The sequence below is a fragment of the Dyadobacter sp. HNCC25DJ184 genome, from assembly GCF_056895215.1.
In genome coordinates this window covers 22,435-37,944 of sequence record NZ_JBXHAQ010000008.1, presented here as the reverse complement: position 1 = coordinate 37,944, position 15,510 = coordinate 22,435, and the positions used below count along the sequence as shown (strand labels likewise).

General features: G+C 43.3%; 12 protein-coding genes. 2 read left to right on the top strand and 10 right to left on the bottom strand.

Annotated elements, in window-relative coordinates; translation table 11 throughout:
* Positions 1-171: 171 nt before the first annotated feature.
* Positions 172-2,235: an aceric acid hydrolase gene (locus AC1XUD_RS13580; RefSeq protein ID WP_483361558.1), complete on the bottom strand. Its 2,064-nt coding sequence runs from the start codon at positions 2,233-2,235 to the stop codon at positions 172-174.
* 183 nt (positions 2,236-2,418) lie between these two features.
* Between AC1XUD_RS13580 and AC1XUD_RS13575 the strand changes: the two genes are divergently transcribed.
* Positions 2,419-3,768: a S41 family peptidase gene (locus AC1XUD_RS13575; RefSeq protein ID WP_483361557.1), complete on the top strand. Its 1,350-nt coding sequence runs from the start codon at positions 2,419-2,421 to the stop codon at positions 3,766-3,768.
* Between the two features lie 21 nt (positions 3,769-3,789).
* On the opposite strand, the gene AC1XUD_RS13570 is transcribed toward AC1XUD_RS13575, so the two are convergent.
* The 9 genes from AC1XUD_RS13570 to AC1XUD_RS13530 all read right to left on the bottom strand — a co-directional run bounded on the left by AC1XUD_RS13570 (position 3,790) and on the right by AC1XUD_RS13530 (position 13,630).
* Complete coding sequence (locus tag AC1XUD_RS13570) at positions 3,790-4,164, bottom strand: YchJ family protein (protein ID WP_483361556.1); 375 nt, start codon at positions 4,162-4,164, stop codon at positions 3,790-3,792.
* 33 nt (positions 4,165-4,197) lie between these two features.
* A complete protein-coding gene (locus AC1XUD_RS13565; protein ID WP_483361555.1) occupies positions 4,198-5,787 on the bottom strand; it encodes a DUF5060 domain-containing protein in 1,590 nt (529 codons plus the stop codon).
* Positions 5,788-5,828: 41 nt separating this feature from the next.
* The gene (locus AC1XUD_RS13560; RefSeq protein ID WP_483361554.1) at positions 5,829-6,533 is read right to left on the bottom strand and encodes a hypothetical protein; all 705 of its coding nucleotides are present in this window, start codon (positions 6,531-6,533) and stop codon (positions 5,829-5,831) included.
* A gap of 73 nt (positions 6,534-6,606) precedes the next feature.
* The gene (locus tag AC1XUD_RS13555) at positions 6,607-8,895 is read right to left on the bottom strand and encodes a glycoside hydrolase family 95 protein (protein WP_483361553.1); all 2,289 of its coding nucleotides are present in this window, start codon (positions 8,893-8,895) and stop codon (positions 6,607-6,609) included.
* Between the two features lie 161 nt (positions 8,896-9,056).
* Positions 9,057-9,620 (bottom strand): hypothetical protein, encoded by a 564-nt coding sequence (locus AC1XUD_RS13550; RefSeq protein ID WP_483361552.1) that lies wholly within the window; start codon positions 9,618-9,620, stop codon positions 9,057-9,059.
* A 98-nt stretch (positions 9,621-9,718) separates the two neighbouring features.
* A complete protein-coding gene (locus AC1XUD_RS13545) occupies positions 9,719-10,615 on the bottom strand; it encodes a pirin family protein (RefSeq protein ID WP_483361551.1) in 897 nt (298 codons plus the stop codon).
* Positions 10,616-10,767: 152 nt separating this feature from the next.
* Positions 10,768-11,208, bottom strand: a complete 441-nt coding sequence (locus AC1XUD_RS13540; protein WP_483361550.1) for a GNAT family N-acetyltransferase — start codon at positions 11,206-11,208, stop codon at positions 10,768-10,770.
* Between the two features lie 219 nt (positions 11,209-11,427).
* Complete coding sequence (locus AC1XUD_RS13535; RefSeq protein ID WP_483361549.1) at positions 11,428-12,609, bottom strand: esterase; 1,182 nt, start codon at positions 12,607-12,609, stop codon at positions 11,428-11,430.
* Between the two features lie 91 nt (positions 12,610-12,700).
* Complete coding sequence (locus AC1XUD_RS13530; protein WP_483361548.1) at positions 12,701-13,630, bottom strand: sugar phosphate isomerase/epimerase family protein; 930 nt, start codon at positions 13,628-13,630, stop codon at positions 12,701-12,703.
* A gap of 434 nt (positions 13,631-14,064) precedes the next feature.
* Between AC1XUD_RS13530 and AC1XUD_RS13525 the strand changes: the two genes are divergently transcribed.
* Positions 14,065-15,381 (top strand): cytochrome ubiquinol oxidase subunit I, encoded by a 1,317-nt coding sequence (locus AC1XUD_RS13525; RefSeq protein ID WP_483361547.1) that lies wholly within the window; start codon positions 14,065-14,067, stop codon positions 15,379-15,381.
* The last annotated feature ends 129 nt before the right edge of the window (positions 15,382-15,510 follow it).

The window sequence follows — 15,510 nt, the reverse complement described above, 5'->3', positions numbered from 1 at the left end:
AGATACAATTCGATATTTTTGAATTTAAACCATATTTATATATCAACTTTACACCCATTCAACCTTCAAATTTTTCCCTCACAATCTAAATTATAAGCCGCTACTTGCCATATAAATCGGGATGATTTATGTCATTTCTTCTATCAAAAAGAGTAATCATAGTGTCATCTACTATCTGACCAGCGGCAGCCATACCGTCATATCGTGATGACCTCTGTTACCCCATGCATAATATGGAACAAGTCGAACGGGTACTATTTTGGGAGAGGTCGTGGAAACTTCTCGGTACAACTTGTTATGCCAATCGGAGTTATCTACCAACAATGCATCTCCAATTAGAGTAGTGATCGGACTATTCTCTATATTCAGGTTTGCTGGTTTCAAGTTGTTCCTGGCACCTATCGCGATATCAAAAATGGTTCGTCCTTTGGGCAAGTCGACTGACTCAAGACAATATACAATGGGCCCGCGCTTCACCGCCACCTGGTTGCGAGTTTCCTCCACTAATGGATTTGATTCGATTAATTTCACCGGCATAGGCAGTATCAGCTCAACACGATCTCCAGACCTCCAAACTCTTTTTAATTCAGTATATGATCCTGATCTCAAGCTCATTGCGGCCGTTTTTCCATTCACCGCAATACTCGCATTGCTGCACCAGCCAGGTATCCGAAAAAATAAAGAAATCGCCCCGGATGGCGCATTTTCTATACTTACATTCACCTTTCCGTCCCAGGGATAGTCTGTTTTTTGCGACAAATTCAGCGCTTCGCCAGCCACTTTCGTCTTTAAAGAATTACCTCCGTATAGGTTAAAATATAGAGCACTTTCTGTTTGACTATAAGCATATTGAGCCACCTCCGAGATCGTCCGGACTCCATTGGGCGGACAGCAGTTTGACTTTGAAATATAACTTTGTCTGTCTTTTGACCATCGCTGTTTAAATGGCAATGAATCCGAATAACTCAATGGATTGGTATATAGGAATTTATTTCCCTGAAGATTGATCCCCGACAAAACGCTGTTGTACAACGCCAGCTCCATAACATCAGCATATTTCGCATCGCCCGTAATCTGAAGCATCCGCCAATTCCAAAGCACGTTCCCGATATTTGCGCAGGTTTCGTTGTGAGCCGTAAAATTCGGCAATTGATAATCACGGCCATATGCCTGGTGAATCTTCTGAACTTCATCTGGTTTGTAAGAAGTCCCGTCCGGCGAGACACCATCGTAAAGGGACCCACAGCCGCCGGTTACGTACATTTTATGCCGTGTGACATCGTCCCACATGATATTAAGTTGGGACAGCAGGGTCGGATCTCCCGTTTCAGCGTATAGATCAGCAACGCCCGCATATAGATAATTGGCACGTACCGCGTGGCCAGTTACATGGGTTTGTTGCAAAAACGGAATACGATCCTGATTGTCGTCCGTACCTTCCGAAGCACCTTTGATAGAAATCAAATGGGTTACGAGGGTCAGATATTTCTCATCTTGCGTCGTTCTGTACAACTCCGTCAAACCCATATAGTGGGCAGGACAAATTGCATTTCTGGCTTGTTCAGGAGTTGCATTGGCATAAAAACCGATCAGGAAATCAGCAGCCTTTTTGGCGACATCCAATAACGAAGTTTTGCCAGTCGCCCGAAAATGCACACAGGCAGCCGTCATCAAATGTCCAAAATTATAAGCCTCGAAGCTCAGCCTGTCATCAAACATTTTGGTTTGTCCCCGCTCCTTTTGCTCAATAATAGCCTTGGTATAGATATATCCGTCAGCACGTTGCGCCTTCGCGATTACGCCAATTGCGTCGTCCATCAGGTTGTCTAACTTCGGGTCGCGAGTGGTAGCATACAGGCTTGCCACGGCCTCAAATGTTTTATAAAAATCACCATCATGAAACGACGGCCCTTTGAATTTTCCATCCTTCACGCCCGCCGCTATCTCAAAATTAAGAAACGCATGACTTAATTCCGGGTCAGTATATATGCTCCACATATTAGGCACCATCGTTTCCGAACAAACTTTAAAACGATCTGCCCAAAAACCAGAACTCCACTTAACCGACTGCATATCAACACTATGCAGTTTTGCAAATCTGCTGTTGCTGGTATTCGTCAGTGCGTTAGTCTGTGCAATCAGCGGATGGAATCCCGTCAAAGTGATAAAACCGAAGAGTGTGATTTTTGAGAGGCGCATTGCATGATCTGTAATTGAATATACTTTTAATATCATGAGTCTTGATATTTGAATGAAAATGAAGAGTCAGGAAGATTCTACTTTCGAAATGATGAGTATTAAGAAATTCCTTTTGCATGCACAACGGGTTTCATGACAAAGAGCCAGAAAAGGATCATATCTCTTTGTCATGAAACCAATTGACCTATCTTTCCGAAAATCTAACCCGCTTGCCTTCTGATGAAAATATTCTCAATCCTTTTCCTTTTAAATATTGCACTTAATTTATCCGGCAAATGCGTAGCCCAAACTCCTCAAAAATCAACCTCAAAAGATAGCAACATCCAAATCGCAGCCTTAATTGACTCCCTCACAAGTTCATTATCTCAACATTACATTTTTCCGGACAAGGCTGCGATAATTAACCGTTATTTAAAGGAACAATTTCATAAAGGAGTGTACGATAACATTCACGAGCCTGATAGGCTAGCCAGTCAATTGGTTTCTGATATTCAAAAAACTCATTATGACTCCCACTTCATGGTGTCTTATCAAGATTCAGGTATTGAAAAGAAAGAGCAAAATGCCCATGAACAAGAGAGACAAATCCAGGAAGAAATAGATTTTGAAAAGAGCCGAAATTTCCGAATTAATAAGCTGGAAATTTTGCCGGCTAATATTGGGTATATGCAGTTAAACGGCTTTACAAACCTGGTAAGCGAGGCCAAAGAAATTCTGAGCTCGGCAATGACATTTCTAAAACACACCAAAGTCCTGATCATCGATCTACGTTACAATGGCGGTGGCAGTCCCGAAATGGTCCTTGAAATGGAAAGCTACTTTTTTAAAGAAAAGGTCCACACCATCGACATTCTATCGTCGTTCCAAAAAGATACGATTTCAATATATACAGATCCAACCCACTCAAAAGGCATATTTCTTTCTATGCCCATCTATATTCTGACAAGTAAAAACACTTTTTCGGGCGCCGAAGATTTTTCCTATACGATGCAAGCATTAAAAAGAGCGAAAATTGTTGGAGATAAAACCGGAGGTGGGGCACACCTCGCAGACCAGTTTGCGATTGGTCAGGGATTTACGGTTAGAATACCTTTCGCACGCCCGGTCAGTCCTATAACTTTAAAAGATTGGGAGGGTGTTGGCGTGGTTCCTGACGTAATAGTTGCTGCAAAAGACGCCTTGACGAAAGCTCAGGAAATGATATACAACCAACTATTGTCAGAAGCAAAAACTGAAAAAGAGAAAAGAAGAATTCAGTGGGCATTGAACGACTCCAAAGGTAAACTGAATCCACAATACCTTTCTGAGAAACAGCTAAAAAGCTATACCGGAACATATGTTGGTGGCATTAATTTCTTTACTCAAAAAGGACTGCTTCTCTGCAAAAATCCTGAACGTGGCGGGGATGATATTTTCAAACTTACACCAGTTGCAAAAGATATTTTCTTACTAGACGAAAACGCACAAATCGAATTTGTAAAGAGCTCTCAAGATAAATATACAAGTATTAAAATACTTTGGATGGATGGCAACCTAACCGAAAAGCCTTTAAAAAAGGCTGAGTTATAGAGCCACATGTCAACGACATTTTCAAAAAAACTCCCCGTCCAGATAATACCAAAGTCCGTCTTCAAAAACAAAAGTTGACTTTTCATGGTGCACTTGTTTTCGGCCAGCTTTATTGACAAAATGAGCTTTGAACTCTACTGAAAAAGTATCCGAACTGATTATTTCCAGTTTTTGCCAACGATTACTTTTCGCCCAATTTTCAACCTCCCTTCTATTCAGTAAGGCCCGCTCCATAACCTGTGTAGTTGCGATCAGATAATCGATAGCCGCTACCACATATGCACTATATCGTGAACGCATCAGTCTCTCGGCTGAGTTGGCAGGAGTTACACCTTTAATTACCGGGCTGCAGCATTTCGAAAACGGCTGTTCCGAGCCGCAATAGCAATTTTTCATTTGATTCTTTTTCAATATGTTATTTCTGGCAAATCACTTCACTTCCGTGATGCGCAGCGCCAGATAAGGCTTCATTGGCAAACGTACGGATTTACGCTCCTTATCAAAAATGCGATAACCCTCCGGCGCAGAAGTTTCGAAAACTCCCGGCACGGCAATCACCTTCATATTCCAGGTATCCAGAATCTCGACTTTGAACTTTTTCTGATGCGCTGGTCCGCCCTTTTTCGGCAAATTAAATGACCATTCCGCCTGCATTTCTTTTCCGAAATATACTAGATAATAGCTGCTGTCGGCCATTGCAGTATGGTGATCCTTCCACGGGTCTGCCAGCTGTAGCGGGCCTGGAGCTTCCTCTAAAATCTTCCGCAAAAACCCGATTCTGGCCGGACTACTGCCGATTAGTCGGCCTCCCTTTGCCCAAAAAATAGTGTCGCCATCGTTTTTATAAGTCTCGCCATGTGTTACATAGGTACCCGCGATGACGCCCTGCCAAAAAGCATCCGTCATTTCTTCGCCACTCAACCGGCCCCAGCGTTGTGGAAGATCGCCTTCGTAACAAACTTCATCGTATATCACGGGCTTGAAAAACACGTCCCGAAGTAATATCGCTCGCCCAAAATCCTCAACCGTCGATCCATTCTGGATACTTACATGTGTGAATTCCGGCTTCCAGTTGTCGTAATAAACACTTCCATTATGAATGGAGCAAAGGTGCTTATATGGATCGGAATTGACGACCGCCTTTGTATAGATATCCCAGGCTTCGCGAGGTTTGGTTGTGATATAGTCAAATTCATTTGCCATCGACCACCATACATTCCGGAAGGATGACAACCTGGCCGTCAGGTATTTAATATATCGAACGTCATTCTCCAGACCCAAACTATCGAAGCCCCAGTGACCTTTGTCATAAGGATGAAAAATGATGATATCGGCCTCTATTCCCAACGCCTTCAGATCATCAATCCTTTTTTCAAGATGATCGAAGAAGACAGGGTTGAACTTTGTAACATCCCACACGAACTTCGTTTTTCCATCCGCCAATTTCAACGAATCCTTCTTCTCGTAAGGATAAAACTCCGGCTCGTTCTCTACATTGGAATAATATTTAGGAAAAACACACATCCTGACTTTGTTGAACGGCGCATCTTTCAGCGTTTTTAAGGTTAGTTCTTCCAGTCCTTTCGGTTGGTGCGTCCAGGCATATAGCGTGGTTCCGAATGGGTAATAGCGTTTTCCATCTGCGTACTTGAATGCATAGGTATCGGCCACTTTGACGGGACCGTGGTTATTTCCGGTAGATTCCGTGCATAGAAATGAGCCATTTTTACCATTCAACTGTTTGACATTACTGGAAGTTTTGTATTTCCATTCGCCAGTTTTTGAAGGCATGAATCTGATCTTAAATTGACCATTACCATCATAAAATCCTTCTGCTTTTATTTTCTCCGAACCATTGACGAACTCCGCGGAAAGCGTGACATCAAGAAATGGATTGCCGGTTTTGGGTCCATTTAATATTACCTCAAACCGATCCCAGCGTTCGATTGACTGAGAAAAAATACTCGATGCGGCAAAAACCACCATTAAAAGAGAAAACAGAAATCGTTTGATTTTCATGATAAAGTTCGGGTTGAGGCTAAATTTCTCAGAATTCTATCCTACTTCAAAAGTCGCCTGATAGATATTAAATGACCTAGTAAAATGACCGGAACTATAAATGTTGGCAGCCAGCTAAACGGAAAATTTAAGATTGCAATATTAGGCTGATCAAAAGCAAACCTTTGCAAGGGAGAAGGCGTTGATAGCAAAGCATTTGTTACTATATTCAACAAAAGACCTGCACAAATAAAATTCCAGATCAATAAGATTCTGCCGCTCAACTTTCCCTTCGCTATACCAAAATATGCGATAATTGGGGCGGTGACTCCGGCAATGATATCAAAATTCCGGCCCTCAAACGTCATAAGCTCGGGTATTGATTTGTTCAGAAAAAGCAACCATAGGACTAACTCGACCGGAATTCTGACGATATTGGTATAGGTGATATTGACTAAAGGAAGGCTGTCGATAAACCTTCGACCTTTCTCAGTTGTGAGTAATACCAGGATGGTCAGCAGCGCTGGCAGTATGCCAAATAACATAATTTTCGGTGGCAGAGAAGTCGTGTCGAAACTGTAAAGCTTTTGCAGCGTCAAAATCGCCTGAAGCGTCAACCAGCCGATTAAAAATGCAACAATTTTCCATACACTTTTGCGAACAATTTGAGAATCAGAATTTGCAACTGTCCAGCTAAAAAGTACCAGCGTGGCAACGGTAGTCAGTCCGAAAAAAACGGCAATATACGAAGGTAGATTCTCTATCATTTTTAAATTGCCATCAGGGCTTTTGTAACCGTTTATTTATATCACCTGCGTTATAATGCAAACGATATTAAGGTTAAAATAAATTGAGATTCTGATCAATTCGATAGGTTTTTCCTTTTTCCGTCGGGAAAATCACCCGATTGTCCCCATATCTAATTGTACACTTATTCCCGGCTTTAGAGGTGACAGCCAATGATTTGAGCTTTCCGTCTTGCCATTCCATGACCAATTCAAACCCACCCCGAGCCACCAGGCCTGATATCTTCCCATCGGCCAATGCTTCTGGCAAAGCCGGCAGAACATGCAGCTCTCCCAAATGGCTTTGTACCAGAAGTTCCAGGATCCCCGCCGCGCCGCCAAAATTTCCATCGATCTGAAATGGCGGGTGCGCATCAAACAAATTGGGATAAGAGCCTCCTCCACTTTTCTTAGCAGACGCATCCATAATAGGATTAAACAATTTCCGGATCATTGTATATGCATGCTCTCCATCACGAAAACGGGCCCAATAATTAATTTTCCAGGCAAGGCTCCACCCCGTTCCATCATCTCCCCGATATGTCAGTGATTTCTTGGCCGCGGTAACCAACTCAGGCGTTTTTTCAGGGACAATTTCTTCACCCGGATATACCCCCCAAAGATGCGATACATGGCGATGATGACTCGTAATATCGTCAATATCTGTCATCCACTCCTGCAATTGCCCATTCTTCCCTATTTGATTGGGAGCGATTTGCGGTACCAAATTTTTCAGTTTGGTGGCAAAAGGCTGATCCTGCCCCAGCACTTCTGAAGCTTCAACACATGCATTAAACAAGCCACGGATAATCTGATGATCCATCGTCGGTCCGGCAACGAGGCCGCCATTTTCAGGAGAATTGGAAGGTGAACTGATCAGTTTTCCGGTGCGTGTATCTTTTATCAAAAAAGCCGTAAAGAACTCGGCAGCACCTTTCATCAGTGGATATGCTGTTGTTTTCAAAAACGCTTTATCCTGCGTAAATCGATAATGTTCCCACAAATGCAAGCTCAGCCAGGCGCCACCCGTCACCCAAATTCCGTGATCAGAACCATTGATAGGTGCTGCACCCCGCCAGATATCTGTGTTGTGATGCACCAGCCAGCCGGGTGCATTATAATGTTCCTTCGCGACCTCCGCGCCAGTTGTCGACAAATCTTTTAGCATCGCAAAAAGCGGCTCATGGCACTCACTCAAATTTGCCATTTCTACCGGCCAATAGTTCATCTCGGTATTGATATTGACAGTATACTTACTGTCCCAAGCCGGCTTGAGCTGATAATTCCATTTTCCCTGCAAGTTTGCCGGAGCAGATCCGGGCCGGCTGCTTGATATCGTCAGGTATCTTGCGTATTGAACATATAAAGCCAAAAATGCAGGATCGTTGGGATCTTTCTGAAAACTCAAAAGACGCTCATCAATTGGCAATGAAGAATTGCTTCCGGCAGGCAGCATCAATTTAAATCTTGCAAAAAGGCGTTGATAATCAGCAATGTGCCCCTCCTTTGCCTTATCAAAATCAGGGGCCTTTTTCAATAATTTATTTGTGATTCCAGAAGGATTTGCGTTGACCGTTTTATAGTTGACAAAATTAGTCGCGGCCACCAAAACCAACGTCGCGTTGGTTGCACCCGTGACGGCGATAACCCCGTCGGTTTGTTTCACTTTCCCATCGGTTTTCAGCTTCACTCGCGCTACGCCTTCCAATACACCACCATCCACTTTCACGTTCAAAATGAGCTCATTGCCTTTTCCTGATATACCTTTTTGCACATGAACGGCGTCTATCCTGATCTTGAAATTAAGTTTTTTTCGTTGGCTTGAATTAAGGTGTAAAAAGATTGCATTGGCCGGATAGCTGGCAAAAACCTCTCTGGAAAAAGAAATACCATTGGCCTCATACGTCACCCTGCTCACTCCTTCCGACAAATCAAGTTCGCGCCGGTAATTGGTGGGATTTTTATGATCCGGGAAGTCGAGATATAGATCGCCGAAAGGCTGATATGCCATTTGGCGCAGCGGTTCACTCATAAATTCCTTAGTTGCCAAATCCTCCGCCTCTTTTTGCTTTCTCGAATTGATCAGGGCTCGGATTTGCTCCAAATATTTGTAGGCGCCTTTATGGGCATAACTTCGGGGCTGCCCGGTCCACAAACTTTCTTCGTTAAATTGGATATGCTCCGTTTCCACTCCACCAAAAACCATGGCCGCGAGCTTCCCATTCCCGATTGGCAAGGCATCTTCCCATTGTCTGGATGGCTGTTTATACCAAAGTTTTATGTCCTGAGAATTACCAGAATGAACAAGAATAATAAATAGTAATGTAAAAGTCCTTCTCATCATGGAATAAATAAAAGTGATCACGGTGGGTTATGCTAATATGCTTAAATGTAAAGGCAGTTCCTTACATTCGCTAATGACCTTTCTGCGAATAAATTGCCGGGCAACAAAAAATCCTCCCGGTTGGAAGGATTTTAATCAAAATAAGTCTTAACGAAGAAAAATCAGAACGGGACAATGTCAGCGTAATAATCAAGTTCAGCGGACTTTACGCGTGAATTCTTTCGAAATTTCTCAACCCACTCTTTCTCTTTTCCGGCCGGCACGTTAAACATCAGGAAAGTACCACCAACATCAGGTCGGTCTGTTAATTCTTTAAGTTTAAATTTCTTAACCGAAGCTAACCAGTCGCTCTGATATTGCTGATTTTCCATGTGATAAAGCCTGGGAAAAATATAAATGACTTGCGTCTGGTAATGCAGGTACCCCGACACATTCCACCCGGCATCGTTAGTATAAGGCTTGGAATTAAGATTATCAAGGACATATTGCAAACTGTCGGATGGAAGAGAAGACGTGTAGTAACTGTATTCGATATAGGAAACCTCCTGATCGTACTGATTGATGAAATCAAAAACCTGATCAATGGCCACCCCTTTTTTCATCTGTACCACTACACTATTAGGAGCAAATCTTTGATTCGTCTTTGCGGGGTCAATTTCGGAACTTGATTTCTTACAAGCAGCTCCTGCAAGGATCAATATCAGGAATACAATAATATTCTTCATGACAGAGAAATTCTATTTAAAACCAAGAGTCGAATTGAAGTGAATTAGTTGTAACCGTTGTGAGTTTTTTTGAACACAATGACCAGGTATCCTCCGATTCAACTTTTCAACTTCACTCCCAACGGCGGCAGCGGTAATGGAACCGGATCTGTTTCACCTTCAATAACGGGAAATCGCCCGGCCTGCCAGTCTTCTTTTGCTTTTTCGATCAGAGCTTTATCGGAGGACACAAAATTCCAGAATATAATACGTTCTTCCTCAAATGGGTCTCCTCCAAACAGATACACGGTTGTCCCCGCCTCCATCACGAACTCACAAAGAGAAGCCTCCTTGGCGACCAGGATTCTTTTGGGTTCATAAATATTTCCGTCATTTTCGATACTCCCTTCGAGGATATACAAACCCGTCTCTCCAAGAAGCTCAGTACCAATTTTCACAGTTTGCCGCTGGTCCGACTTAATTTCTAAAAGGTAAAGCTCGCTGTAAACAGGGACTGGCGACTCATACCCCATTACCTTTCCAGCGATGAGCTTGAAATGCACCCCGTCCGATTCCCAGGAGGGTATATCCTCCGCATTAGCATGATAAAAAGAAGGTTCCATTTGCTCCAGGGCTTTCGGTAATGCAACCCAGATCTGCAATCCATGAAGCTTTTTATCGGTATGTCGCAGATATTCAGGTGTTCTTTCAGAGTGGACAATCCCTTTTCCCGAGGTCATCCAATTCACTTGTCCTGGTTTTACTTCCACGTTTGACCCCAACGTATCACGATGCATAATCGCCCCTTCGAACAGATATGTCAAAGTTGAAAGGCCTATATGGGGATGTGGGCCGATGTCAATATTCTGATATTCGTTCAGATTGGCTGGCCCCATATGGTCAATAAATGCAAACGGACCCACCATTCGTTTGTCCCTGAAAGGCAAAAGTCGACCAACCAGAAAGTTGCCAATATCAGCTGGCCTTTCTTCAATAATTACATTAATATTTGACATGAACAATCTTTAATGTGTTTGATATACTGTACCAAACAGCTGTCTTTAATTTAAGATATCCTAAGCCTATTGTTGCCAAGTGTCACTAACCATCCAGAGTAAAACTGGATGTCAGGACATCCCCGCGACTTCGATGCAGGCGTCATTTTAAATTAGTTACCCTTATAAAACCACTCCATTACATAACCATCTTCCTCATCCCAAACATGATTTGTCGATACGAATCCATTCTTTTCAAGTATGCGCGTTGAGAAATTACTTTCCGGAAGTGTTCGGGCAGATACCACAATTTGCGCGTCAGTCTGGAGAGAAAGTTGCGTAAGCAAGCGACATATTTCGGTTCCGATTCCCTGTTGCCGAAACTCTTCAAAAGTTCCGTATGCAATCTCGATGATACCATTTTTTGGACTTCCTTTGAAACCGCCGCAACCTACCAACACACCGTCCAATTCAGCGAAATAGCCGATCCAGGGGGGAGTAAAACCGACTCGTCCATAAAATGCGGGATATACTTCCAAGATCTCCCTGCAATATGGATTTTGGAAATAATGCTGGTTCTCTTCCGGCTTTTCAGATATCGGCAACAAAATCATATGACTGTCGAACGTGGCAACTCAAATTTAACGATACTGAAATTCGGAAGCAAGTTAAACAGTTTTTAACGGGACATTAACAAGACCAATGAGTCGACGTTTGTGATATAAACCGCTATAATGGATATAAAACCGCGGGACCGCTGGAGCCGATTTGAAATCGGTTCCCAATGGTTCTGCGTTCGCAACGCATTTAATTGAAGTATATTAAAAAAAGCATTACTTCACCTTCCACAAATTGGGCAGCAGGTTATAATAAAGTAAATGTCTCCAGGTACTCCATTCATGAGCGCCGTCGCCACCTATATAGTAGTCGTGCGGAATGCCGTGTTTTTCCAGCGCTAAATGGGTTGCCTCCGAACGTTTTCCGACAAAATCAACTTCCTGAGGCCCGAAGCCAATCAGTATATAGCCAACTTTCTTTCTGATATTCGGATCGTTTAAAAATGACGCATTGACCTTCTCTGCCTCCAAATCTCCAGCACTCAATATACCGAACGAACTAAAGAGATCTACATTTCTAAAACCGATGATCTGCGTATGCCGTCCGCCCATCGACAAACCAGCAATTGCACGAGATTTTTGATCACTTTTTACGCTGTAGCTCTTCTCGGTCAGCGGAATAATTTCCTTCTTCAATTCAGTTTCAAAAAGGTCAAAAGTCTTGTTCACGTGATCGGGTGAACTACGGTGAAAGACCTGATTATTTGGCATAACAATAATCATCGGCGTCATTTTACCTTCGCTAAGCAGGTTATCCGCAATAAAATTGGCCCGCCCATCCTGACTCCACATTTCCGCCAATTCACCGCTTCCTCCTAACAGATACAGCACAGGATATTTCTTCTTGATATCATATCCGGGCGGGGTGTAAACAAACATTTCACGTTCACCTTGCAGCACATTCGAATGATAAATATGGCGTGTAATTGTGCCATGAGGAACTGGTTTCGCATCATAATATGCTGGCCCGTCGCCGTGGACAATTACCGTCCCATATCCTGGTTGGTTCCCCGAACCGACGAAAGTATTATTGGGATCCACAACTGTAACACCGTCCACAATCAACTTATATACATACATATCCGGTTTAACAGGCCCAACCGTCAGCGTCCAGTTACCATCCTCTCCTTTTGAAAAGGGAATAGGATCCTTTTGTTTTAAGGCAAGTAAAATCGGCCCACCTGTTAACGCAACTTTACCGGCTTCAGGAGCTTTAATCCGAAAGGTAATCCTATGATCGTCATGCACTTCCGGCGATATCACCGACGCTCCAAACGGCAATAGATTTTGAGTGTTTTTCTGAGGATTCCAATCCAGATTGATATGCGCCTGCTGAGCTTCTGCCACTTCAAAGCTCCCGGCTAAAATAATTGAAAGTAATATTTTGAATCTATTCATTATTAGCTGGTAGCTGTTAGCCGTTAGGAATTAGTTTTTTTTAGATTAATGCTGAACGAAAGGCTTTTATTTCAGCGTATTTAAAGTTCTTTCATGCCAATTTAATATTTAATTCCGCTGCCTTTTTCATTACATATGCCCGCGCCTGGTCATACTCTTCAGGGGTTCTAAGATGTTCCAACATCAGGGGAATAGCGTGATTTTGGGCGACGATGTTTTTTAGATAGGCGCTATAATCCATTCCCCCTTTCCCAGGCATGGTTTCAGCGAAATGAACATCTTTTCCGTACACATCTTTCGCGTGACAGGATGTGATCCATTTGCCCAGCTTTTTGAAAGTTTCATTGATAATCTGCGTGTTATTATAATATCGATCCGGACTGTTCAAAATATTGGCGATGTCAACATGCGCCCCAAAAGCCGGACGGTCAATTGCTTTGATGAATTTCAGATACGAGTCTGGCCCGTCTGGTAAACTCCATCCCATCATTTCCAGTGAAAACTTGGCGCGACTCGGCTTCACCGCATCGATCACCTTTCTGACATTTTCGACTGTAGCATCGAAATATTCGGTCGTCATATTACGGGGATCGGGTCCATCCCACTGCGCGGGATTGTATGAACCGCCAATGTTGACACAATTGATCGCGCCAATCTCCTCCGCCAATGCCAGACGTTCGGTCACATATTTGATATTATCCTTTCGTTTTTCCGAATCCGCATCGAGCATATTTACCCACGCTCCAACTTCGGCAATCACCACATTTTCAGCCGCATATGCTTTGCGAACAGCAGCAATTTTATCGGTTTCTCCTATTGCCAGTTTGGGAACATATGCCGCACTGTATCCCAACCGCCGGTGCTCGCGGGCCAATTCAACCGGATCATCTGATTTGAGAAAAATGGGTCCGCCGAGGCGTAATAATTGATTATTATCAGTAGAGTGAAATCCCGATAACGCGATAGTTGACAAGCTGCCAACAGAGGAAATCAGAAAATGACGACGAGACAGGTCAGCCATAGGAGAAATATCTTTCAAGCTAAAAGCCGGAGGTCTTTTGTTTCCTACTGACTGAGCAATAAATGGGAAATTTGAAATATAATATATGGGGACACTTAACTCCTCGATTGACAAAACCGTGGCCCGTGTCTCCGCGAGACCTTCAGGGGTTCGATATGATCGAGGGAAACGCGAGGCAAGAATATAATTGGCATGACAAGACCCAGGCCACGGTGGGGTCAGATATTTTTTAAGCATAGCGCCCTTTGCAAAAGAATCAAACGAGCTGAACCCTTGACGACTTAAAAGTTCAATTTATTAAACCACTTTTTTATAGCAATTACCGCAATCCATGAGTAGTTTTAAGTCACCGCTACGAGCCTTTTCCATATTAATATTTTTTCTTAAATCAGTTATTAATAAGGCATTTCCAGACAGGTTGAAAACTCAATACCATGAATGAATTTATTGCCGCACGCTCGCAAATGGCCCTTTCGCTGGGTTTTCATATCGTTTTTTCCTGTATCGGAATGGTCATGCCGTTTTTTATGGCCGTTTCTCACTTTTACTACCTCAGAACTGGTCAACTTGTATACAAGAATGTGACGAAAGTCTGGTCGAAGGGTGTTGCTATTTTTTTCGCTACTGGTGCAGTTTCAGGTACCGTTTTGTCTTTCGAACTGGGGTTGCTCTGGCCAAAATTTATGCAACATGCCGGACCGATATTCGGCATGCCATTTTCACTAGAAGGGACCGCGTTTTTTATTGAAGCAATCGCGCTGGGGTTCTTTCTATATGGCTGGGATCGCTTCAATAAATGGTTTCACTGGATCACCGGTGTTATCGTTGGGGTAAGCGGATTGGCTTCTGGAATTCTGGTCGTCGCAGCTAATGCCTGGATGAACAGTCCGGCTGGTTTTGATTATAAAGATGGGGTATATTCCAATATCGATCCGATTGCCGCCATGTTTAATGATGCCTGGTTTTCGCAAGCTCTTCATATGACAATTGCCGCATTCGCCGCCACCGGTTTCGCAGTAGCTGGTGTTCATGCGCTCATGATCCTGAAAGCCAAAAATGTTCAATTCCATACCAAATCGTTCACAATTGCAGCTATATTTGGCTGTGTCGCGGCTTTGATACAACCCTTAAGCGGTGACATTTCAGCCAAAGATGTTGCCATTCGGCAACCAGCCAAACTGGCTGCAATGGAGGCACATTTTGAAACGGAACCAAAAGCAAGCCTAATTATTGGAGGTATACCTGACGAAAAGAAAAAAAAGGTAAACTACGCCATCAAGCTTCCTGGCTTTCTGAGCTTTTTGGCGCATGGAAATTTCACTGCAGAAGTAACAGGTTTGGATGCTTTTCCAGAAAATGAACAACCGCCCGTGGCCGTCACACATTATGCTTTCCAGGTGATGGTCGGTATGGGAATGGTGATGATGCTGATCGCACTACTGTATTTTTTTGCCCTTTGGAAAAGAAAACAATGGCTGGTAAATGGCTGGTTATTAAAATGTTTCGTCGCAGCCACGCCATTAGGTTTCATCGCAGTCGAAGCCGGTTGGACAGTAACCGAAGTCGGCAGGCAGCCATGGATCATCCACAAAATCATGAGAACATCGGACGCCGTGACGCCTATGCCGGGAATAGTATATTCATTTTATATATTTTCGGCAGTATATGTCTCGCTGGCCGTTATCGTCATTTTCATGCTTTATCGTCAGATTAAAATGGTGGGAATACTTTACGACGTGCCGGAAAAGTAGCTTAATGGTTAAAGGGTTAAGATCAAATTTTTTCACAGCAAGGTAGTTAGTATCAGTTTCACGCACTATGCTGAAGCCAGAAGAATTAAGCGAAAACGCCTTCTTTAACCTTTTCACCGTTAGCCATTA

Bases quoted from the DNA above. Each gene is read 5' to 3' on its own strand.
- AC1XUD_RS13565 (WP_483361555.1), bottom strand. From the start codon at position 5,787: ATGAAAATCAAACGATTTCTGTTTTCTCTTTTAATGGTGGTTTTTGCC.
- AC1XUD_RS13540 (WP_483361550.1), bottom strand. From the start codon at position 11,208: ATGATTTTGTTGCCGATATCTGAAAAGCCGGAAGAGAACCAGCATTAT.
- AC1XUD_RS13525 (WP_483361547.1), top strand. From the start codon at position 14,065: ATGAATGAATTTATTGCCGCACGCTCGCAAATGGCCCTTTCGCTGGGT.
- AC1XUD_RS13545 (WP_483361551.1), bottom strand. From the start codon at position 10,615: ATGTCAAATATTAATGTAATTATTGAAGAAAGGCCAGCTGATATTGGC.
- AC1XUD_RS13555 (WP_483361553.1), bottom strand. From the start codon at position 8,895: ATGATGAGAAGGACTTTTACATTACTATTTATTATTCTTGTTCATTCT.
- AC1XUD_RS13560 (WP_483361554.1), bottom strand. From the start codon at position 6,533: ATGATAGAGAATCTACCTTCGTATATTGCCGTTTTTTTCGGACTGACT.
- AC1XUD_RS13575 (WP_483361557.1), top strand. From the start codon at position 2,419: ATGAAAATATTCTCAATCCTTTTCCTTTTAAATATTGCACTTAATTTA.
- AC1XUD_RS13570 (WP_483361556.1), bottom strand. From the start codon at position 4,164: ATGAAAAATTGCTATTGCGGCTCGGAACAGCCGTTTTCGAAATGCTGC.
- AC1XUD_RS13550 (WP_483361552.1), bottom strand. From the start codon at position 9,620: ATGAAGAATATTATTGTATTCCTGATATTGATCCTTGCAGGAGCTGCT.
- AC1XUD_RS13535 (WP_483361549.1), bottom strand. From the start codon at position 12,609: ATGAATAGATTCAAAATATTACTTTCAATTATTTTAGCCGGGAGCTTT.
- AC1XUD_RS13580 (WP_483361558.1), bottom strand. From the start codon at position 2,235: ATGATATTAAAAGTATATTCAATTACAGATCATGCAATGCGCCTCTCA.
- AC1XUD_RS13530 (WP_483361548.1), bottom strand. From the start codon at position 13,630: ATGGCTGACCTGTCTCGTCGTCATTTTCTGATTTCCTCTGTTGGCAGC.